At 54.8% G+C, this 17,429-nt stretch carries 12 protein-coding genes and 4 pseudogenes; 4 read left to right on the top strand and 12 right to left on the bottom strand.

The window, feature by feature from the left end; translation table 11 throughout:
- Positions 1–224: 224 nt before the first annotated feature.
- Positions 225–1,235, bottom strand: a complete 1,011-nt coding sequence (locus MRY16398_RS30065) for a zinc-binding alcohol dehydrogenase family protein (protein ID WP_047368875.1) — start codon at positions 1,233–1,235, stop codon at positions 225–227.
- Positions 1,236–1,257: 22 nt separating this feature from the next.
- Positions 1,258–1,473, bottom strand: coding sequence for a hypothetical protein (locus tag MRY16398_RS31365; RefSeq protein ID WP_032439631.1), 216 nt, complete (start codon positions 1,471–1,473; stop codon positions 1,258–1,260).
- Between the two features lie 222 nt (positions 1,474–1,695).
- On the opposite strand from MRY16398_RS31365, the gene lacI reads away from it, so the two are divergent.
- The 4 genes and pseudogenes from lacI to MRY16398_RS30040 form a co-directional block, all read left to right on the top strand.
- Positions 1,696–2,778, top strand: a complete 1,083-nt coding sequence (gene lacI, locus MRY16398_RS30055; RefSeq protein ID WP_047368876.1) for a DNA-binding transcriptional repressor LacI — start codon at positions 1,696–1,698, stop codon at positions 2,776–2,778.
- A gap of 121 nt (positions 2,779–2,899) precedes the next feature.
- Entirely contained in the window at positions 2,900–5,974 is a 3,075-nt protein-coding gene (lacZ, locus tag MRY16398_RS30050) for a beta-galactosidase (RefSeq protein ID WP_044349011.1), read from the top strand.
- Positions 5,975–6,025: 51 nt separating this feature from the next.
- Complete coding sequence (gene lacY / locus MRY16398_RS30045; RefSeq protein WP_044349013.1) at positions 6,026–7,279, top strand: lactose permease; 1,254 nt, start codon at positions 6,026–6,028, stop codon at positions 7,277–7,279.
- 65 nt (positions 7,280–7,344) lie between these two features.
- Positions 7,345–7,485, top strand: a pseudogene (locus MRY16398_RS30040) (maltose acetyltransferase domain-containing protein); the annotation flags it as partial.
- Between the two features lie 14 nt (positions 7,486–7,499).
- Here MRY16398_RS30040 and MRY16398_RS30035 read toward each other — a convergent pair.
- From MRY16398_RS30035 to MRY16398_RS31120, 10 genes and pseudogenes are all read right to left on the bottom strand, one after another.
- A pseudogene (locus MRY16398_RS30035) lies at positions 7,500–8,194 on the bottom strand (IS1-like element IS1A family transposase).
- Positions 8,195–8,244: 50 nt separating this feature from the next.
- Positions 8,245–8,394 (bottom strand): annotated as a pseudogene (locus MRY16398_RS31125) (creatininase family protein); the annotation flags it as partial.
- Between the two features lie 175 nt (positions 8,395–8,569).
- Entirely contained in the window at positions 8,570–10,303 is a 1,734-nt protein-coding gene (locus tag MRY16398_RS30025; protein WP_004118832.1) for an ABC transporter ATP-binding protein, read from the bottom strand.
- A 7-nt stretch (positions 10,304–10,310) separates the two neighbouring features.
- On the bottom strand, positions 10,311–11,258 hold the full coding sequence (locus MRY16398_RS30020; RefSeq protein WP_004118225.1) for an acetamidase/formamidase family protein: 948 nt from the start codon (positions 11,256–11,258) through the stop codon (positions 10,311–10,313).
- Positions 11,259–11,302: 44 nt separating this feature from the next.
- Complete coding sequence (locus tag MRY16398_RS30015; protein ID WP_024196104.1) at positions 11,303–12,907, bottom strand: ABC transporter substrate-binding protein; 1,605 nt, start codon at positions 12,905–12,907, stop codon at positions 11,303–11,305.
- 12 nt (positions 12,908–12,919) lie between these two features.
- The gene (locus MRY16398_RS30010) at positions 12,920–13,840 is read right to left on the bottom strand and encodes an ABC transporter permease (RefSeq protein WP_004118227.1); all 921 of its coding nucleotides are present in this window, start codon (positions 13,838–13,840) and stop codon (positions 12,920–12,922) included.
- Entirely contained in the window at positions 13,840–14,688 is an 849-nt protein-coding gene (locus MRY16398_RS30005; protein ID WP_004118228.1) for an ABC transporter permease, read from the bottom strand. Before MRY16398_RS30005 ends, MRY16398_RS30010 begins: the two co-directional genes overlap by 1 nt.
- Positions 14,685–15,278, bottom strand: coding sequence for an ANTAR domain-containing response regulator (locus tag MRY16398_RS30000; protein WP_004118229.1), 594 nt, complete (start codon positions 15,276–15,278; stop codon positions 14,685–14,687). Before MRY16398_RS30000 ends, MRY16398_RS30005 begins: the two co-directional genes overlap by 4 nt.
- Complete coding sequence (locus MRY16398_RS29995; protein ID WP_004118840.1) at positions 15,275–16,402, bottom strand: transporter substrate-binding protein; 1,128 nt, start codon at positions 16,400–16,402, stop codon at positions 15,275–15,277. The genes MRY16398_RS30000 and MRY16398_RS29995 overlap by 4 nt, the downstream gene beginning before the upstream one ends.
- A gap of 284 nt (positions 16,403–16,686) precedes the next feature.
- A pseudogene (locus MRY16398_RS31120) lies at positions 16,687–16,788 on the bottom strand (integrase); the annotation flags it as partial.
- Between the last annotated feature and the right edge of the window lie 641 nt (positions 16,789–17,429).

Below are 17,429 nucleotides of genomic sequence, written 5' to 3'. Positions count from 1 at the left end.
AAGCGGAACGAGGTCAGTCTCCGCCCGGACTGCTCAGCTCTTTAAACAGCAAAAGAGAGGCATCTTATGAGAAGGGATTGTTCAGTATGTCAGGGCAGACTGCTTTTTCATCCGCAGGTACTGAGGGTAAATGCTCAATTCCGGTACGATTCTTACTCTATAGCCAGACAGAATTCAGCATTGTGCTGAACCCGAATCTTTTTTTACTCTGACAGGCCTGTTCATCAGAACCCTGAAAAAACAATTTTCCCGTTCACATTTTTATTTTCCATGTCCTCATGAGCCCGGCGAAGTGCTTTAGCATTCAGCCTGCCATACTCTGCCAGCAACGGAGGTTTGAGCTTACCGGAATCCAGCATGCATGAGAGTTTGTTAAGAATATCATGCTGTTTAGACATGTCCGCAGTAGCATGCATGGGGCGGGTAAACATTGCCTCCCAGTGAACAGAAACGCTCTTAAATTTGATCAAACGCAGATCCAGTGGTTCAGGGTCGTCGATGAGTCCGATACGGCCTTGTGGGGCAATAATTTCGGCCATATTTTCCCAGGCAGATGGCGTGGTGTACGTTGAGAAAATCCGGGTAACGGGAGGAAGCCCAGCAATACTGGCAACCTGTGGCGCAAGCGCACATGAATGATCCAGGACATAATGCGCACCAAACCCGCGAACCGCTCTGACACTCTCCTGCCGGGAGGCAGTCCCGATGATGTTCACCCGACTCAGAGTGCGGGCAAGCTGTATAGCCATACAAGGGACTCCGCCCGCACCGCCAAGCATCAACAGGGTCTGATCAGCATCTCCGTTCACTGACAACTGCAGACGATCAAATAACATTTCCCAGGCTGTCAGACCGGTCAGAGGAACCGACGCTGCAGCTTCAAAACTTAGTGCTGCCGGCTTTATCCCCGTAATGCGTTCGTCAACCAGCTGAAACTCTGCGTTGGCTCCCTGGCGATCGAGCACACCGGCATAGAAAACGTGGTCACCTGGCCTGAACAGCGTCACATCTGGTCCGGTTGCTTCAACAACACCGGAAGCGTCGTATCCCATAACTACCGGATTGCCTGCAGAGGGACTGATGTTTCGCCGGCTTTTCAGGTCCCGTGGGTTAACCGCGACCGCCCTGACTCTGATCAAAAGATCACGCCCCTTGGGCATGGATGGGTGGGGAAGCGACAAATCTTCAATAACGGATGTACTTTCCCCGGGTTGCCAGAAACCAACGGCTTTCATTCTGTCTCCTTAAAAAGGTCAGTCACCAGATAAATAAATGTAAAAGTGTGCGGAACGCGATACCCGCCAGTGCCCCCGGCAGTGCAAATCGAAAAATACGCGGAAAGCGGGCGCTGATGCCCATGAATATACCAATGCCCGGCAAATCAAAACTGTTGATGAGAAATCCGGCTGACCGGTTAATTTCGTTAACGGTCAGGTTACCGCTATGGATAAGGTCAGTCGGTAATGCTGTCAACCTGTTGATGACTATTTTAATCTGTAGTCATTCAATCCTTGTAACATCAGGATGATCCTGGTGTCAGTGAAAATACGAAATCAACACGTTGGTATCATTACCCACCAGTGAACTGACGTCGGCATTTTGAATCTCACTTCGGCGTGCCCCCTCCGAATGGCGCAAAACATTTCGTGGTATGGCATGATAGCACCCGAAGAGAGTCAATTCAGGGTGGTAAATGTGAAACCAGTAACGCTATACGATGTCGCAGAGTATGCCGGTGTCTCTTATCAGACCGTTTCCCGCGTGGTGAACCAGGCCAGCCACGTCTCTGCGAAAACGCGGGAAAAGGTGGAAGCGGCGATGGCGCAGCTGAACTACATTCCCAACCGCGTGGCACAACAACTGGCGGGCAAACAGTCGTTGCTGATTGGCGTTGCTACCTCCAGTCTGGCCCTGCACGCGCCGTCGCAAATTGTCGCGGCGATTAAATCTCGCGCCGATCAACTGGGTGCCAGCGTGGTGGTGTCGATGGTAGAACGAAGCAGCGTCGAAGCCTGTAAAGCGGCGGTACATAACCTTCTCGCGCAACGCGTCAGTGGTCTGATCATTAACTATCCGCTGGATGACGAGGATGCCATTGCTATGGAAGCTGCCTGCGCTAATGTTCCGGCCCTATTTCTTGATGTCTCTGACCAGACTCCCATCAACAGTATTATTTTTTCCCATGAAGACGGTACGCGACTGGGCGTGGAGCATCTGATCGCATTGGGTCACCAGCAAATCGCGTTGTTAGCCGGTCCATTAAGTTCTGTCTCGGCGCGTCTGCGTCTGGCGGACTGGCATAAATATCTCACACGCAATCAAATTCATCCGATAGCGGAACGGGAAGGCGACTGGAGTGCCATGTCCGGTTTTCAACAAACTATGCAAATGCTGAATGAGGGCATCGTTCCCACTGCGATGCTGGTTGCCAACGATCAGATGGCGCTGGGCGCAATGCGCGCTATTACCGAGTCCGGGCTGCGCGTTGGTGCGGATATCTCGGTAGTGGGATACGACGATACCGAAGACAGCTCGTGTTATATCCCGCCGTTAACCACCATCAAACAGGATTTTCGCCTGCTGGGGAAAACTAGCGTGGACCGCTTGCTGAAACTCTCTCAGGGCCAGGCGGTGAAGAGCAATCAGCTGTTGCCCGTCTCACTGGTGAAAAGAAAAACCACCCTACCGCCCAATACGCAAACCACCTCTCCCCGCACGTTGGCAGATTCCTTAATGCAGCTGGCACGACAAGTTTCCCGACTTGAAAGCGGGCAGTGAGCGCAACGCAATTAATGTGAGTCAGCTCACTCATTAGGCACCCCAGGCTTTACACTCTATGTGTCCGGCTCGTATGTTATGCGAAAATGTGAGCGGATAACAATTCACGCAGGATACAACTATGACAATGATTACGGATTCACTGGCCGTCGTATTACAACGTCGTGACTGGGAAAACCCTGGCGTTACCCAACTTAATCGCCTTGCGGCACATCCCCCTTTCGCCAGCTGGCGTAATAGCGAAGAGGCTCGCACCGATCGCCCTTCCCAAGAGTCGCGCAGCCTGAATGGTGAATGGCGCTTTGCCTGGTTTCCGGCACCAGAAGCGGTACCAGAAAGCTGGCTGGAGCGCGATCTTCCTGACGCCGATACTGTCATCGTCCCCTCAAACTGGCAGATGCACGGTTACGATGCGCCTATCTACACCAACGTGACCTATCCCATTGCGGTCAATCCGCCGTATGTTCCCACGGAGAATCCGACGGGTTGTTACTCGCTCACATTTAATATTGATGAAAGCTGGCTACAGGAAGGCCAGACGCGAATTATTTTTGATGGTGTTAACTCGGCGTTTCATTTGTGGTGCAACGGGCGCTGGGTCGGTTACGGACAGGACAGTCGTTTGCCGTCTGAATTTGACCTGAGCGCATTTTTACACGCCGGAGAAAACCGCCTCGCGGTGATGGTGCTGCGCTGGAGTAACGGCAATTATCTGGAAGATCAGGATATGTGGCGGATGAGCGGCATTTTCCGTGACGTCTCGTTGCTGCACAAACCGACCACACAAATCAGCGATTTCCATGTTGTTACTCACTTTAATGATGATTTCAGCCGCGCTGTACTGGAGGCAAAAGTTCAGATGTACGGCGTGCTGCGCGATGAGCTGAGGGTGACGGTTTCTTTGTGGCAGGGTGAAACACAGGTCGCCAGCGGCACCGCGCCTTTCGGCGGTGAAATTATCGATGAGCGTGGCGGTTATGCCAATCGCGTCACGCTACGTCTGAACGTCGAAAACCCGGCGCTGTGGAGCGCCGAAATCCCGAATCTCTACCGTGCGGTGATTGAACTGCACACCGCCGACGGCATGCTGATTGAAGCAGAAGCCTGCGATGTCGGTTTCCGCGAGGTGCGGATTGAAAATGGCCTGCTGCTGCTGAACGGCAAGCCGTTGTTGATTCGCGGTGTTAACCGTCACGAGCATCATCCTCTGCATGGTCAGGTCATGGATGAGCAGACGATGGTGCAGGATATCCTGCTGATGAAGCAGAACAACTTTAACGCCGTGCGCTGTTCGCATTATCCGAATCATCCGCTGTGGTACACGTTGTGCGACCGCTACGGCCTGTACGTGGTGGATGAAGCCAATATTGAAACCCACGGCATGGTGCCAATGAATCGTCTGACCGATGATCCGCTCTGGCTACCCGCGATGAGCGAACGCGTAACGCGAATGGTGCAGCGCGATCGTAATCACCCGAGTGTGATCATCTGGTCGCTGGGGAATGAATCAGGCCACGGTGCTAATCACGATGCGCTCTATCGCTGGATTAAATCTGTCGATCCTTCCCGCCCGGTACAGTATGAAGGCGGCGGAGCCGACACCTCCGCAACCGATATTATTTGCCCGATGTACGCGCGTGTGGATGAAGACCAGCCCTTCCCGGCTGTGCCGAAATGGTCCATCAAAAAATGGCTTTCGCTGCCTGGAGAACTGCGTCCGCTGATCCTTTGCGAATATGCCCACGCAATGGGTAACAGTCTTGGTGGCTTCGCTAAATACTGGCAGGCGTTTCGTCAATACCCCCGTTTACAGGGCGGCTTCGTCTGGGACTGGGTCGATCAATCGCTGATTAAATATGATGAAAACGGCAACCCGTGGTCGGCTTACGGCGGTGATTTTGGCGATACGCCGAACGATCGCCAGTTCTGCATGAACGGTCTGGTCTTTGCAGACCGCACGCCGCATCCAGCGCTGACAGAAGCAAAACACCAGCAGCAGTTTTTCCAGTTCCGTTTATCCGGGCAAACCATCGAAGTGACCAGCGAATACCTGTTCCGTCATAGCGATAACGAGCTCCTGCGCTGGATGGTGGCGCTGGATGGCAAGCTGCTGACAAGCGGTGAAGTGCCTCTGGATGTCGCTCCACAAGGAAAACAGTTGATTGAACTGCCTGAACTACCGCAGCCGGAGAGCACCGGGCAACTCTGGCTAACGGTTCACGTAGTGCAACCGAACGCGACCACATGGTCAGCAGCCGGGCACATCAGCGCCTGGCAGCAATGGCGTCTGGCGGAAAACCTCAGCGTGACACAACCCTCCGCGCCCCACGCCATCCCGCAACTGACCACCAGCGAAACGGATTTTTGCATCGAACTTGGTAATAAGCGTTGGCAATTTAACCGGTTGTCAGGTCTTCTTTCACAAATGTGGATCGGCGATGAAAAACAACTGCTGACGCCGCTGCGCGATCAATTCACCCGTGCACCGCTGGATAATGACATTGGCGTAAGTGAAACGACCCGCATTGACCCTAACGCCTGGGTCGAACGCTGGAAGGCGGCGGGCCATTACCAGGCCGAAGCAGCGTTGTTGCAGTGCACGGCAGATACACTTGCCGACGCGGTGCTGATTACCACGGTCCACGCGTGGCAGCATCAGGGGAAAACCTTATTTATCAGCCGGAAAACCTACCGGATTGATGGAAGTGGTCAAATGGCGATTACCGTTGATGTTGAAGTGGCGAGCAATACGCCACATCCGGCGCGGATTGGCCTGACCTGCCAGCTGGCGCAGGTAGCAGAGCGGGTAAACTGGCTCGGATTAGGGCCGCAAGAAAACTATCCCGACCGCCTTACTGCGGCCTGTTTTGACCGCTGGGATCTGCCATTGTCAGACATGTATACCCCGTACGTCTTCCCGAGCGAAAACGGTCTGCGCTGCGGGACGCGCGAATTGAATTATGGCCCACACCAGTGGCGCGGCGACTTCCAGTTCAACATCAGCCGCTACAGTCAACAGCAACTGATGGAAACCAGCCATCGCCATCTGCTGCACGCGGAAGAAGGCACATGGCTGAATATCGACGGTTTCCATATGGGGATTGGTGGCGACGACTCCTGGAGCCCGTCAGTGTCGGCGGAATTCCAGCTTAGCGCCGGTAGCTACCATTACCAGTTGCTCTGGTGTCAAAAATAATAATAACCGGGCAGGCCATGTCTGCCCGTATTTCGCGTAAGGAAATCCATTATGTACTATTTAAAAAACACAAACTTTTGGATGTTCGGTTTATTCTTTTTCTTTTACTTTTTTATCATGGGAGCCTACTTCCCGTTTTTCCCGATTTGGCTACATGACATCAACCATATCAGCAAAAGTGATACGGGTATTATTTTTGCCGTTATTTCTCTGTTCTCGCTATTATTCCAACCGCTGTTTGGTCTGCTTTCTGACAAACTCGGGCTGCGCAAATACCTGCTGTGGATTATTACCGGCATGTTAGTGATGTTTGCGCCGTTCTTTATTTTTATCTTCGGGCCACTGTTACAATACAACATTTTAGTAGGATCGATTGTTGGTGGTATTTATCTAGGCTTTTGTTTTAACGCCGGTGCGCCAGCAGTAGAGGCATTTATCGAGAAAGTCAGCCGTCGCAGTAATTTCGAATTTGGTCGCGCGCGGATGTTTGGCTGTGTTGGCTGGGCGCTGTGTGCCTCGATTGTCGGCATCATGTTCACCATCAATAATCAGTTTGTTTTCTGGCTGGGTTCTGGCTGTGCATTCATCCTCGCCGTTTTACTCTTTTTCGCCAAAACGGATGCGCCCTCTTCTGCCACGGTTGCCAATGCGGTAGGTGCCAACCATTCGGCATTTAGCCTTAAGCTGGCGCTGGAACTGTTCAGACAGCCAAAACTGTGGTTTTTGTCACTGTATGTTATTGGCGTTTCCTGCACCTACGATGTTTTTGACCAACAGTTTGCTAATTTCTTTACTTCGTTCTTTGCTACCGGTGAACAGGGTACGCGGGTATTTGGCTACGTAACGACAATGGGCGAATTACTTAACGCCTCGATTATGTTTTTTGCGCCACTGATCATTAATCGCATCGGTGGGAAAAACGCCCTGCTGCTGGCTGGCACTATTATGTCAGTACGTATTATTGGCTCATCGTTCGCTACCTCAGCACTGGAAGTGGTTATTCTGAAAACGCTGCATATGTTTGAAGTACCGTTCCTGCTGGTGGGCTGCTTTAAATATATTACCAGCCAGTTTGAAGTGCGTTTTTCAGCGACGATTTATCTGGTCTGTTTCTGCTTCTTTAAGCAACTGGCGATGATTTTTATGTCTATTCTGGCGGGCAATATGTATGAAAGCATCGGTTTCCAGGGCGCTTACCTGGTGCTGGGTCTGGTGGCGCTGGGCTTCACCTTAATTTCCGTGTTCACGCTTAGCGGCCCCGGCCCACTTTCCCTGCTGCGTCGCAAGGTGAATGAAGTCGCTTAAGAAATTAATGTCGGATATGGCGCGAACGCCTTATCCGACCAACTTATCAGGACGGAATGTTAAAAATGAACATGTCGATGACAGAAAAAATAAAAGCAGGCAAGCTATTTACCGATATGTGCGAAGGCTTACCTGAAAAAAGACTTCGTGGGAAAACATTAATGTATGAGTTCAATCACTCGCATCCATCAGAAGTTGAAAAAAGGGTAATGACTCCAACTTATTGATAGTGTTTTATGTTCAGATAATGCCCGATGACTTTGTCATGCAGCTCCACCGATTTTGAGAGCGACAGCGACTTCCGTCCCAGCCGTGCCAGATGCTGCCTCAGATTCAGGTTATGCCGCTCAATTCGCTGCGTATATCGCTTGCTGATTACGTGCAGCTTTCCCTTCAGGCGGGATTCATACAGCGGCCAGCCATCCGTCATCCATATCACCACGTCAAAGGGTGACAGCAGGCTCATAAGACGCCCCAGCGTCGCCATAGTGCGTTCACCGAATACGTGCGCAAACCGTCTTCCGGAGCCTGTCATACGCGTAAAACAGCCAGCGCTGGCGCGATTTAGCCCCGACATAGCCCCACTGTTCGTCCATTTCCGCGCAGACGATGACGTCACTGCCCGGCTGTATGCGCGAGGTTACCGACTGCGGCCTGAGTTTTTAAGTGACGTAAAATCGTGTTGAGGCCAACGCCCATAATGCGGGCGGTTGCCCGGCATCCAACACCATTCATGGCCATATCAATGATTTTCTGGTGCGTACCGGGTTGAGAAGCGGTGTAAGTGAACTGCAGTTGCCATGTTTTACGGCAGTGAGAGCAGAGATAGCGCTGATGTCCGGCAGTGCTTTTGCCGTTACGCACCACCCCGTCAGTAGCTGAACAGGAGGGACAGCTGATAGAAACAGAAGCCACTGGAGCACCTCAAAAACACCATCATACACTAAATCAGTAAACCACTTCACATTAATGGCAGCAAACACCCGAACCGGCAGATGAGCTCCGTGTTGTTCTACGGCGCAAATAGGTAGTACGGCGACGATATTCGCCATATCCAGTTTACTGAATTCCCGCGTGGTGAGATCACACCACTAGGGAGAAGACGGTTTAAGCATGTTTACCTCCGGTTTTGTCTAACAATAAAAGATACGGTACGTTGCATTTAGGGCATTTTAGACCGGCTCTATGTCCTGCTATGTGCTAACTTTTCCAGTTTAATGGCCTCTCGTCGAGTTGTGTGGCAACAGTGTTGCCACCGGCGGAAATCCGCCGGTTTGAATGCTTTTTTGTTCAGCAGGCGACGAGGTGCCCGTCGCCAAAATCGGTAAAGCGCTGCGGTACTCTCTGATAGCCGATGGGTTTGATCGGTTCTGGTCTTATCGGCATTGCGCTGGTGGCTCGGGGTTGCCGTCTTTGCTGAACGTCAGGTATAGGAACGGCGCTGAGCAAGTGCTGAGTATAAGGATGCTGCGGATGGTGCAACACTCGATCTCGTGGGCCGATCTCCACGAGCTGGCCGCCAAACATCACCGCTACCCGGTGGCAGATGCGCTCCACCACCGCCATATCATGGGAAATAAACAGATAGCTGAGCCGATAGCGCTGACGCAAATCTTCCAGCAGCGTCAGCACCTGCGCCTGTACTGAAACATCCAGCGCGGAAACCGATTCATCGGCGATGATCACTTTCGGGTTCAGCGCCAGCGCGCGGGCAATGCAAATGCGCTGGCGCTGGCCGCCGGAAAACTGGTGCGGATAACGCCGCATCGCTTCCGCTGGCAGGCCGACCTGCTGCAATAGCTGCGCCACCCGCTCCGTGCGCTGTACTGCGGGCATCTGCTCATGAATCAGCAGCGGCTCCCCAACCAGGTCGAAAATAGTTTTGCGCGGATTGAGCGCCGCCCAGGGATCCTGAAACACCATCTGCAAATCGCGGCGTACCGCTCTTAACGCCTCGTCCTTCAGGCCGTGCAGCTCCTGTCCGTTAAGCTGCGCGCTGCCGCTAAATGGCACCATATTCATCAGCGCTTTTGCCGTCGTCGATTTACCGCAGCCGCTTTCACCGACGATGCCCAACGTCTCGCCGGGGAAAAGATCGAAGCTGACGCCATCGACGGCATGGACTTCGCGACGCACGCGCAGGCCGTCGCCGCGCACCGGAAAGCGCACGCTGAGGTCGCGGACGCTGAGCAACGGTCGCGTCGCCTCGACCGGCGCCAGCGCGGGCGCCTGGCCCAGCACCGGTACCGCCTGCAACAGCTGGCGGGTATAAGCCGCCTGCGGCGAGGTAAACAGCGTTTTTGCCGGAGCCTGCTCCATGATTTTGCCGTGACTCATGACCAGCACATCATCGGCCATTTCTGCCACCACTCCCATATCGTGGGTGATCAACAGCAGGCTGGTGGAAAACGCCTGCTGCAGTTCGCGCATCAACTCGAGGATCTGCGCCTGAATAGTGACGTCGAGGGCCGTGGTCGGCTCATCGGCAATCAGCACCTGTGGCTGGCACAGCATTGCCATGGCGATCATCACCCGCTGGCGCATACCGCCGGAAAGCTCGTGCGGATACTGTTGCAGGCGCTTCTCCACATGACTGATTTTGACCGCGTCCAGCATCGTGCTGACCCGGCTGCGCCGTTCACGGCGGCCCAGCACTTCGTGGCGTTGCAGCGTCTCTTCCAGCTGCTGGCCCACCGTCATCAGCGGATTGAGCGAGGTCATCGGTTCCTGAAAAATCATGGCAACCGACTTGCCGCGCAGCAGCTGCATTTGCCGCTCCGGCAGGCTGAGCAAATCCTGGTTATCAAAAATAATCGCGCCGCCTGGAATCTGTGCCTCCTCCGGAAGCAAACCCATGATCGCCAGCGAAGTCAGCGATTTACCGCTGCCCGACTCGCCGGCAATGCACAGAGTTTTTCCCGGCCAGAGCGCAAAGCTGACGTCATCCACCACCCGCTGTGTACCAAACTGGATCGACAGGCGCTCGACCGAGAGCAGCGGCGCCGGAAATAGGACTGCTGACATAACGCTCCTAATTAAACACGCTGTTGGGAAAATAGAACGACACCACCCAGTTAGGCCGATCGACGATTTCGCTGATGCGCAGATCGCCGCACACGGAGCAGAGCATATAGGCCTCTTCCGCCGACATCCCTTGTTCGCGGCACAGCGCATCGATGGTATAGCTTACCGCGTCGCGGGCGGCGGTCATCAGGTCAGGGCCAATGCCGGTGAAGGCGCTGTAGCCGTGCCGATCCAGATGTTGGGTCACTGGGCCAGGGGTGGCGAAACGCGGCGTTTTCAGCGGCATATCTTTAACCACTTCCAGCTTCACCACCACGTCCATCGCGCTTTCAATCGCCGTGCCGCAGACTTCACCATCGCCCTGCGCGGCGTGGGTGTCACCAATAGAAAACAACGCGCCTTCTACTTCCACCGGTAGCCATAATGTGCAGCCAGCGGCCAGATCGCGAATATCCAGATTGCCGCCCACGCGGCGCGGCGGCACCACCGAATGATGGCCCGCGGCGGCGGGAGCGACGCCGAGGGTACCGGCGAAGGGTTTCAGCGGTACGCGGCCATATCGGCCAAAGGCGCAGGGGGTTAAGCCCTGGCGGTCATATTGCCACAGCGTCAGCGCCGGATCAGAAAACTGATCGGCCAGCAGGCCGAAGCCCGGGATATTCGCAGTCCAGCCAAAGCCGCTGGGACGAAAGGATTCCAGCGTCACCTTTAGCGCATCGCCCGGCTGAGCGCCTTCCACATAGACCGGGCCACTGACCGGGTTGAGCTTATCAAACGGCAGCGTTGGGATATCCGCTGCGGTAGAACCGGCGTTGAACCAGCCGTTAGCCGCATCCAGGCAGTGAAACTCCAGTTGGCTGCCGGAAGCTACGTGCAGGACCGGGCTCAGGCTGTTATCCCAGCCGAAATGATGTTGAGCATGATGAATGGTCTTCACCAGACAATTTTGGCACATCCTGACTCTCCTTTAAGCAGCGGCGCCGTCCCGGCGCCATCAAATTATTTCAGTCCGATATAGTCGTAGTTGACTGGTACATGCACTGGATCGACATACAGCGCGTCCTCGCCCCCCATGCGTGCGGAATGTACGGTGTAGCGCTTCTCGTTGAATACCGGCACCCAGGGCGCGTCATCCATTGCAGTGATGAAGATTTTGCGCCAGGCTTCAATGCGCGCGTCCTGCTGGTCGGGTTTCACCATGCTGTCCGCCGCGGCCGCCTGCGCGTCCAGCGCTTTGTTGCAGTAGCGCGCCCAGTTCCAGCCGCCCTCTACCGCCCCGGCGCAGCCGAGGATCGGGCCATAGAAGTTGGAGGGATCCGGGAAATCGGCGATCCACGCCATGCCGCCGGACCAGACCATCGGCGCTTGGCTGGCGGAGCCGCCCGCCGCAATCACATTCGCCTGCGCCAGGGATTTGATGCTGGCGTGGATGCCCACTTTGGCCAGATCCTGCTGGATAGACTGGGCGATACGCGGCTGCGGATCGGTATTCATCACGTACAGTTCGGTAGCAAAACCGTTGGGGAAACCCGCTTCGCTGAGCAGTTGCTTCGCTTTTGCCGGGTCGTAGCTGAAACCCTGATATGCCTTGTCATAACCGGGCATGGCGGGTGGCAGTGGCTGGTTGGCCGGCGCCGCGCGTCCATTAATGATGCGCATGATGCGATCTTTGTTGACCGCCATGTTCACCGCCTGGCGGACTTTGAGATTATCGAAAGGCGGCAGCGTGGTTTTCATCGTCACGTAGCCGGTCTGCAACTGGTCGCCGGTGACCATCAGGCCCTTATAGGCCGGGTTGTTTTTAAACGACAGAAACTGTGCGGGCGGTACGCCGTCGCCGGCAATATCCACTTCGCCTTTTTCCAGCCGCAGCAGAGCGACCGAGGGATCCTGTCCCATTTCGAACTTTATGTGATCCAGCCGCGGCACGCCGGCTTTAAAGTAGTTCGGGTTTTTGCGGAAGATCAGCTCCTGGCCCAGCTTCCACTCCTGGAGCTCAAACGCGCCGCTGCCGACCGGATGCTTGCCGAAGTCGGCGCCCCATTTCTCCACCTCCTCACGGGGAACCACCGAGGCAAAGTTCAGCGCCAGCACATGCAGGAAGGTGGCGTTGGGCTCTTTCAGAGTGATTTTTACCGTATGATCGTCGACGACCTCGATACCGCTCAGGGTCGTGCTTTTACCGCTGGCCTCCTCGTCATAGCCCGCGATGGGACTGAAGAACCCGGCGCCCGGACTTTGGGTTTTCGGGTTGACTGTGCGTTCCAGAGAATATTTCACGTCCGCCGCCGTGACCTCGCGGCCGTTGTGGAATTTCACCCCTTTGCGTAGCACAAAGGTGTAGACCTTGCCGTCCTCGGAAATGGCGTAGCTCTCCGCCAGGTCGTTCACCAACTCGGTGGTGCCGGGACGATAGTCCATCAGGCCGTCGAACAGGCTTTTGATCATCGACCAGTTTTGCCAGTCATAGCCAATGGCCGGATCGAGGGTCGCCACGTCGTTCTGGTAGGTCACCACGATATCGCCGCCGGTCTTCTCGTCAGCCTGCGCGCCATAAGAGAAACAGGCCGCGGCCACCGCCATTGTCAATAACGCATTTTTCATCATCTTCCCCTGCTACTTTTTGACATCAATGCGCGGATCGACCCACGGCAGCACCAGATCCGCAATAAGGTTGCCGCCAACAATGGCAACCGCTGACACGGTGGTTACCCCGACAATCACCGGGATATCCACCTGTTGAATCGCCTGCCAGGCCAGCTGACCGATACCCGGCCAGCCAAAGACCGATTCGACTACCACCAGTCCGCCCATAAAAATGCCGATATCAATGCCTATCATCGGAATTAGCGGCAGCACGGCATTCGGCAGCACGTGACGCAGCAGTACGCGGGTTCGGCCCAGCCCTTTGGCCCGCGCGGTACGGATAAAATCCTGATGCAGCACCTCAATCATCGACGAGCGCAACATGCGTGAATACCAGCCGCTGCCGAGCAGGCCGAGGGTTAGCGCCGGTAGCGCCAGATGGCTGAAGCCGCCATAGCCTCCCATCGGGAACCAGTTGAGTACCACGGCGAAAAGATAGAGAAAAAGCATCGCGGCGATGAACTGCGGCGCCGAAACACCGATAAAGGAGAGCGCCATCAGAAGCCGGTCCGCCAGCCCGCCGCGTTTTAACGCCGCCAGGGTGCCGAGGGCGATCCCCAGTACCAACTCGCAGAGAATACCCGCCGCCATCAGCTGCAGTGACGGCCCGATACGGGCGGAAACCAGTTCACTCACTTCGCTGCGCTGAATAAACGAGCGTCCCAGATCGCCGTGCAGCAGCCCCTGCAGATAACGCCAATATTGCTGATAAAACGGCAGATCCAACCCCAACTGATGGCGGATGTTTTCGACTACTTCCGGCGTGGCACTGCGCCCGGCGATTTGGCGCGCTGGATCGGCGGGCAACATAAACAGCAGCAAATAGCAGATCAACGTAACGCCAAGCAGGATCAGCCCGGCATGCAACAGACGTTTTCCCAGAAATAGCATTAGTTTCGTCCTTTTAAGCCGGGATCGAGGGCGTCGCGCAGGGCGTCACCAGCGATATTGAAAGAGAGCGACAGCAGCACAATCGCCGCGCCGGGAAAGAACACCAGCCAGGGAGCCGAAGTAAAATAGCTCTGGCTTTCAAAGATGATGTTGCCCCAACTCGGCGTTGGCGGCTGTACCCCCACCCCGAGGAACGATAGAGTAGCTTCCAGCAGGACTGTGGTGGAGATGCCTAGTGTGGCCCAGACCAGCACCGTTGGCGCCAGATGTGGAATTAAATGCACGCCGAGAATACGCAACGTTCCGGCCCCCAGGGTGCGTTCCACGGCGATAAAGTCGCGGGCGCTAAGCGCGCTAGTTTCGGCGTAGATAACCCTGGCGATCTGCACCCAGTTCACCATGGCGATCACCAGGGAGACGATCCAGACACTTGGCTGGAAAATCGCCGCCAGGGCAATCGCCAGCAGCAGTGCGGGAAACGCCATCATCAGATCGGTAAAGCGCATCAGCAGCCCTCCGATACGCCCCTGCAGATAACCTGCGCTAAGCCCTACCAGGACGCCGATCAGTACTGCAGTGCCGTTGGCGACAACACCGATGAGTAACGAAGTACGAGCTCCGTAAATTAAACGCGAGAAGAGATCGCGTCCCAGCAGATCGGTTCCCAGCCAGTAAGTGCTGTTGGGAGAAAGCGGTGCGCCTTCCAGGCTCAGTCCCTCGACAAACTGTTCATCGGGATCGAAGGGGGTGAGCCAGGGGGCAAACAGCGCGCTCATCACCACCAGGAGAATAAACAGCAGCGAGAGCAGCAGGGCTGGCCGGCGCAGAAAATATCCGACTCTATTCATTGTGCTCCCCGCTTGCCGGACGACATTCGTAGCAGCCACTTCTGCGCCACCTGTGCCACCGACTGGTTCGTACACATTGATTCCGAGCGCAGGCGAACCCATGCCTGTTGTTCATCAATACTTTCCGCTTGCATCTGGGCCGCCAGAGCTTGGGTAATCTGCGGCATTGCTGCCAGACGCTGGCGCAGTAGCATCTGTTGCTGTTGAATGTCATGCAACTGCTGACGCAGCCCCACTGCCATCATCAGGGTGGTATAGATGGCTCGCTGTGTAATAGGCTTGGTAAGGAGCGCTGTTGCCCCTAACTCCAGCGCGCGCTGTACCTGGTAAAGTCCCTCATGTGAGGTCAGCGCGATCACCGGTATTCCCGCCAGATTGATCTGGCTCAGGGTTAGCGGGCTGGCGAATGCCTCCAGTTCCACCAGTACTGCACAGGGGGTGAGAGGAGGTAAAGCCTCATCTCCGGTCAGGTGATGCCAGCGGATACCCATCCGCGTCAGGTTTTTTTCCAGCGCTTCGCGACTCCTTGCTTCACAGTCTACCAGCAGGAGCGGCTGAGCATCTAAATCCGGGGACAGCAGCGTTTTCATTTAACAATCCTCAGAGCAGGTCTGGCTGCAACCGTTCGGCTTTCACGTAGCTCGGTCGCGGAGAGATAGGGATCGGGCATAACCGGCAGCGGTTCGCGATGCAGTATCTGAAAGCAAGTTTGTTGCAACTCAGCGATGTAGCAGGGCAAACAGGCGTGGTTGTTTCGAGCCATTACTGAGCGAGCGCCCGGAGAATCAACGTCGTGCTGACGATGCAGTGCCGCCAGCACCGCACCCGGCTCGCTGTTTCCGGCCTCGCGCAGGCTATTGGCAAACAGCCTTACTGCCCGCCAGCCGCCGATATAGTAGTGGGAGATGCGCTGTGCGCCATGTTGCAGGTGCTGCCGCGCACAAAAATCGAGATCGACGCTCTCAAAAAACGGTCCGCAGGAAAGCAAACGTACCGCCCTTAGTGGCGCGACTTCGGCGACTTCGGCTTCGGTAAAATTACAGCTGAGCACCGCTAACGTCCGCCGATCGCGAAGACAGGCCTCGTCCAGTGCGCGCAGAAACGCATAAGAGGTTTCGCCTACCAGGTTATTGAGCACAAAATCTACCTCTGTGCTGAGAATCGCCTCAATCAACTCGGTCACGTTGCTGTTTCTCAGGTGCAGATATTTTTCGCCCACCACCGTACCGCCGGAACCTTCCACTACCTCACGGGCGATACGATTGCTTTCCCAGCCCCAGACGTAGTTAGAGCCGATCAGCCAGGAGCGATTTCCGAACATATCCAGCGCCAGCCGCAGGAGTGGCAGCAGAGTCTGGTTCGGACAACCGCCCAGATATACGACCTGCTCGCAGCTCTCGAACCCCTCGTAAGGACAGCCATACCACAGCAGCAGGTTATGCTGCTCCAGGTCCGGGATAATCTCCTTCCGACTGGCAGAGGTAATGGTTCCGAAGATATGGCGGATGCCGTGAGCGATAAAGGTGCTCACCGCTTCACTGTAGGCTGCGAGTTCACCCGCAGGGTTGATATGTCGGGCCCGCAGCTGAAAAGGATAAGCAGGATCGGCATTGATTTCCTCTAAGGCATGGCGCGCACCAAGCAGTGTGCTGTTCGCCAGGTGGCTGTAGGTACCTTCTGTGGAAAGCAAAATTCCAATATCAATAGTTTGCACGTATGTTTGCTCTCTGCATTAATAAAAAAGCCTGATTGTCCTTATTAGGACAATCAGGCTTCATTACCTGTCGATATTTAATGGATTCAAGGCTTAAGGGTTGCCCCTGCTTGCATATACCCGACATGAAAAATTCATGCCATTTTTAAAGCACAGTTAAATCAATGGATTATTTATTTTTGGAGACACTTTTGCACCAATGGGATGCGGCTTGCTCAGTTATGGTGCAATTTTCTGATGCAGTCTGGTCTCTTCAACATGAGGTGGAGTAATGCACACCTGTTTTAGTTCCACGCACTTTTTGAGAGTTCCGGTTTTTCAGCCATCAGCAGGTGATCCTCCGGCGTCAGGTTATTCAGGGATTCATGGGGACGCTCTGGATGGAAGATCCTCGTGACGAAGCCGAATTTGCCCCCGGCCACGTGCTTTTTTTCGAGCGTAATGTTGTCCATGCATTACCAACCCTTCTTGAAGAACCCGTAATATTTCTGTCATTGGCCAGCCCTCGTCGTGATCCTGAAGATATTACCTTTGTTGACCCGAAAGATGGCACTGCCAGAACCTTTATGGGGTCAGTTTGGATATAGAGAATTATTGTACGGTAAGCCTGTTTTTTGAACAGACTTACCTATAGCAATAGGGTGTACTCCCGCGCTATACGGCATTTTCAGAGGTTTGACCTTAATCGGATAACCTAAATGCGATACTGCAAGAGCGACAACTTAAAAGCGATAGCCACTGACGCAAAATCAACCCCTTACGAACCAAGATTGGTTAAATAATGCTCTTAACGTACAAAAATTTCCGATCTCCAAACTGACCCCGGATGGCAGACAGGAGCGCGAGCTGTGCGTAGCGCGACCCTGAATGTGCCGCAGGCACATGCCGGCGGAAATAATGCTGAATGCGGCACTGATCTGGAATCCGCCGGAGGACCCGGCGAAGCCGGCTTCATGATAGATGATCGCTATTAACCCCTCCGCCCTGCAAAGCCATAATCCGCTTAAAGCGACTCTGGTGCCCCTGT

The sequence above is a fragment of the Phytobacter sp. MRY16-398 genome (assembly GCF_003925915.1).
GTDB lineage: Bacteria > Pseudomonadota > Gammaproteobacteria > Enterobacterales > Enterobacteriaceae > Phytobacter > Phytobacter diazotrophicus.
The sequence above is the reverse complement of the archived record's forward strand: the minus strand, read 5'-3'. Positions and strand labels throughout refer to the sequence as shown.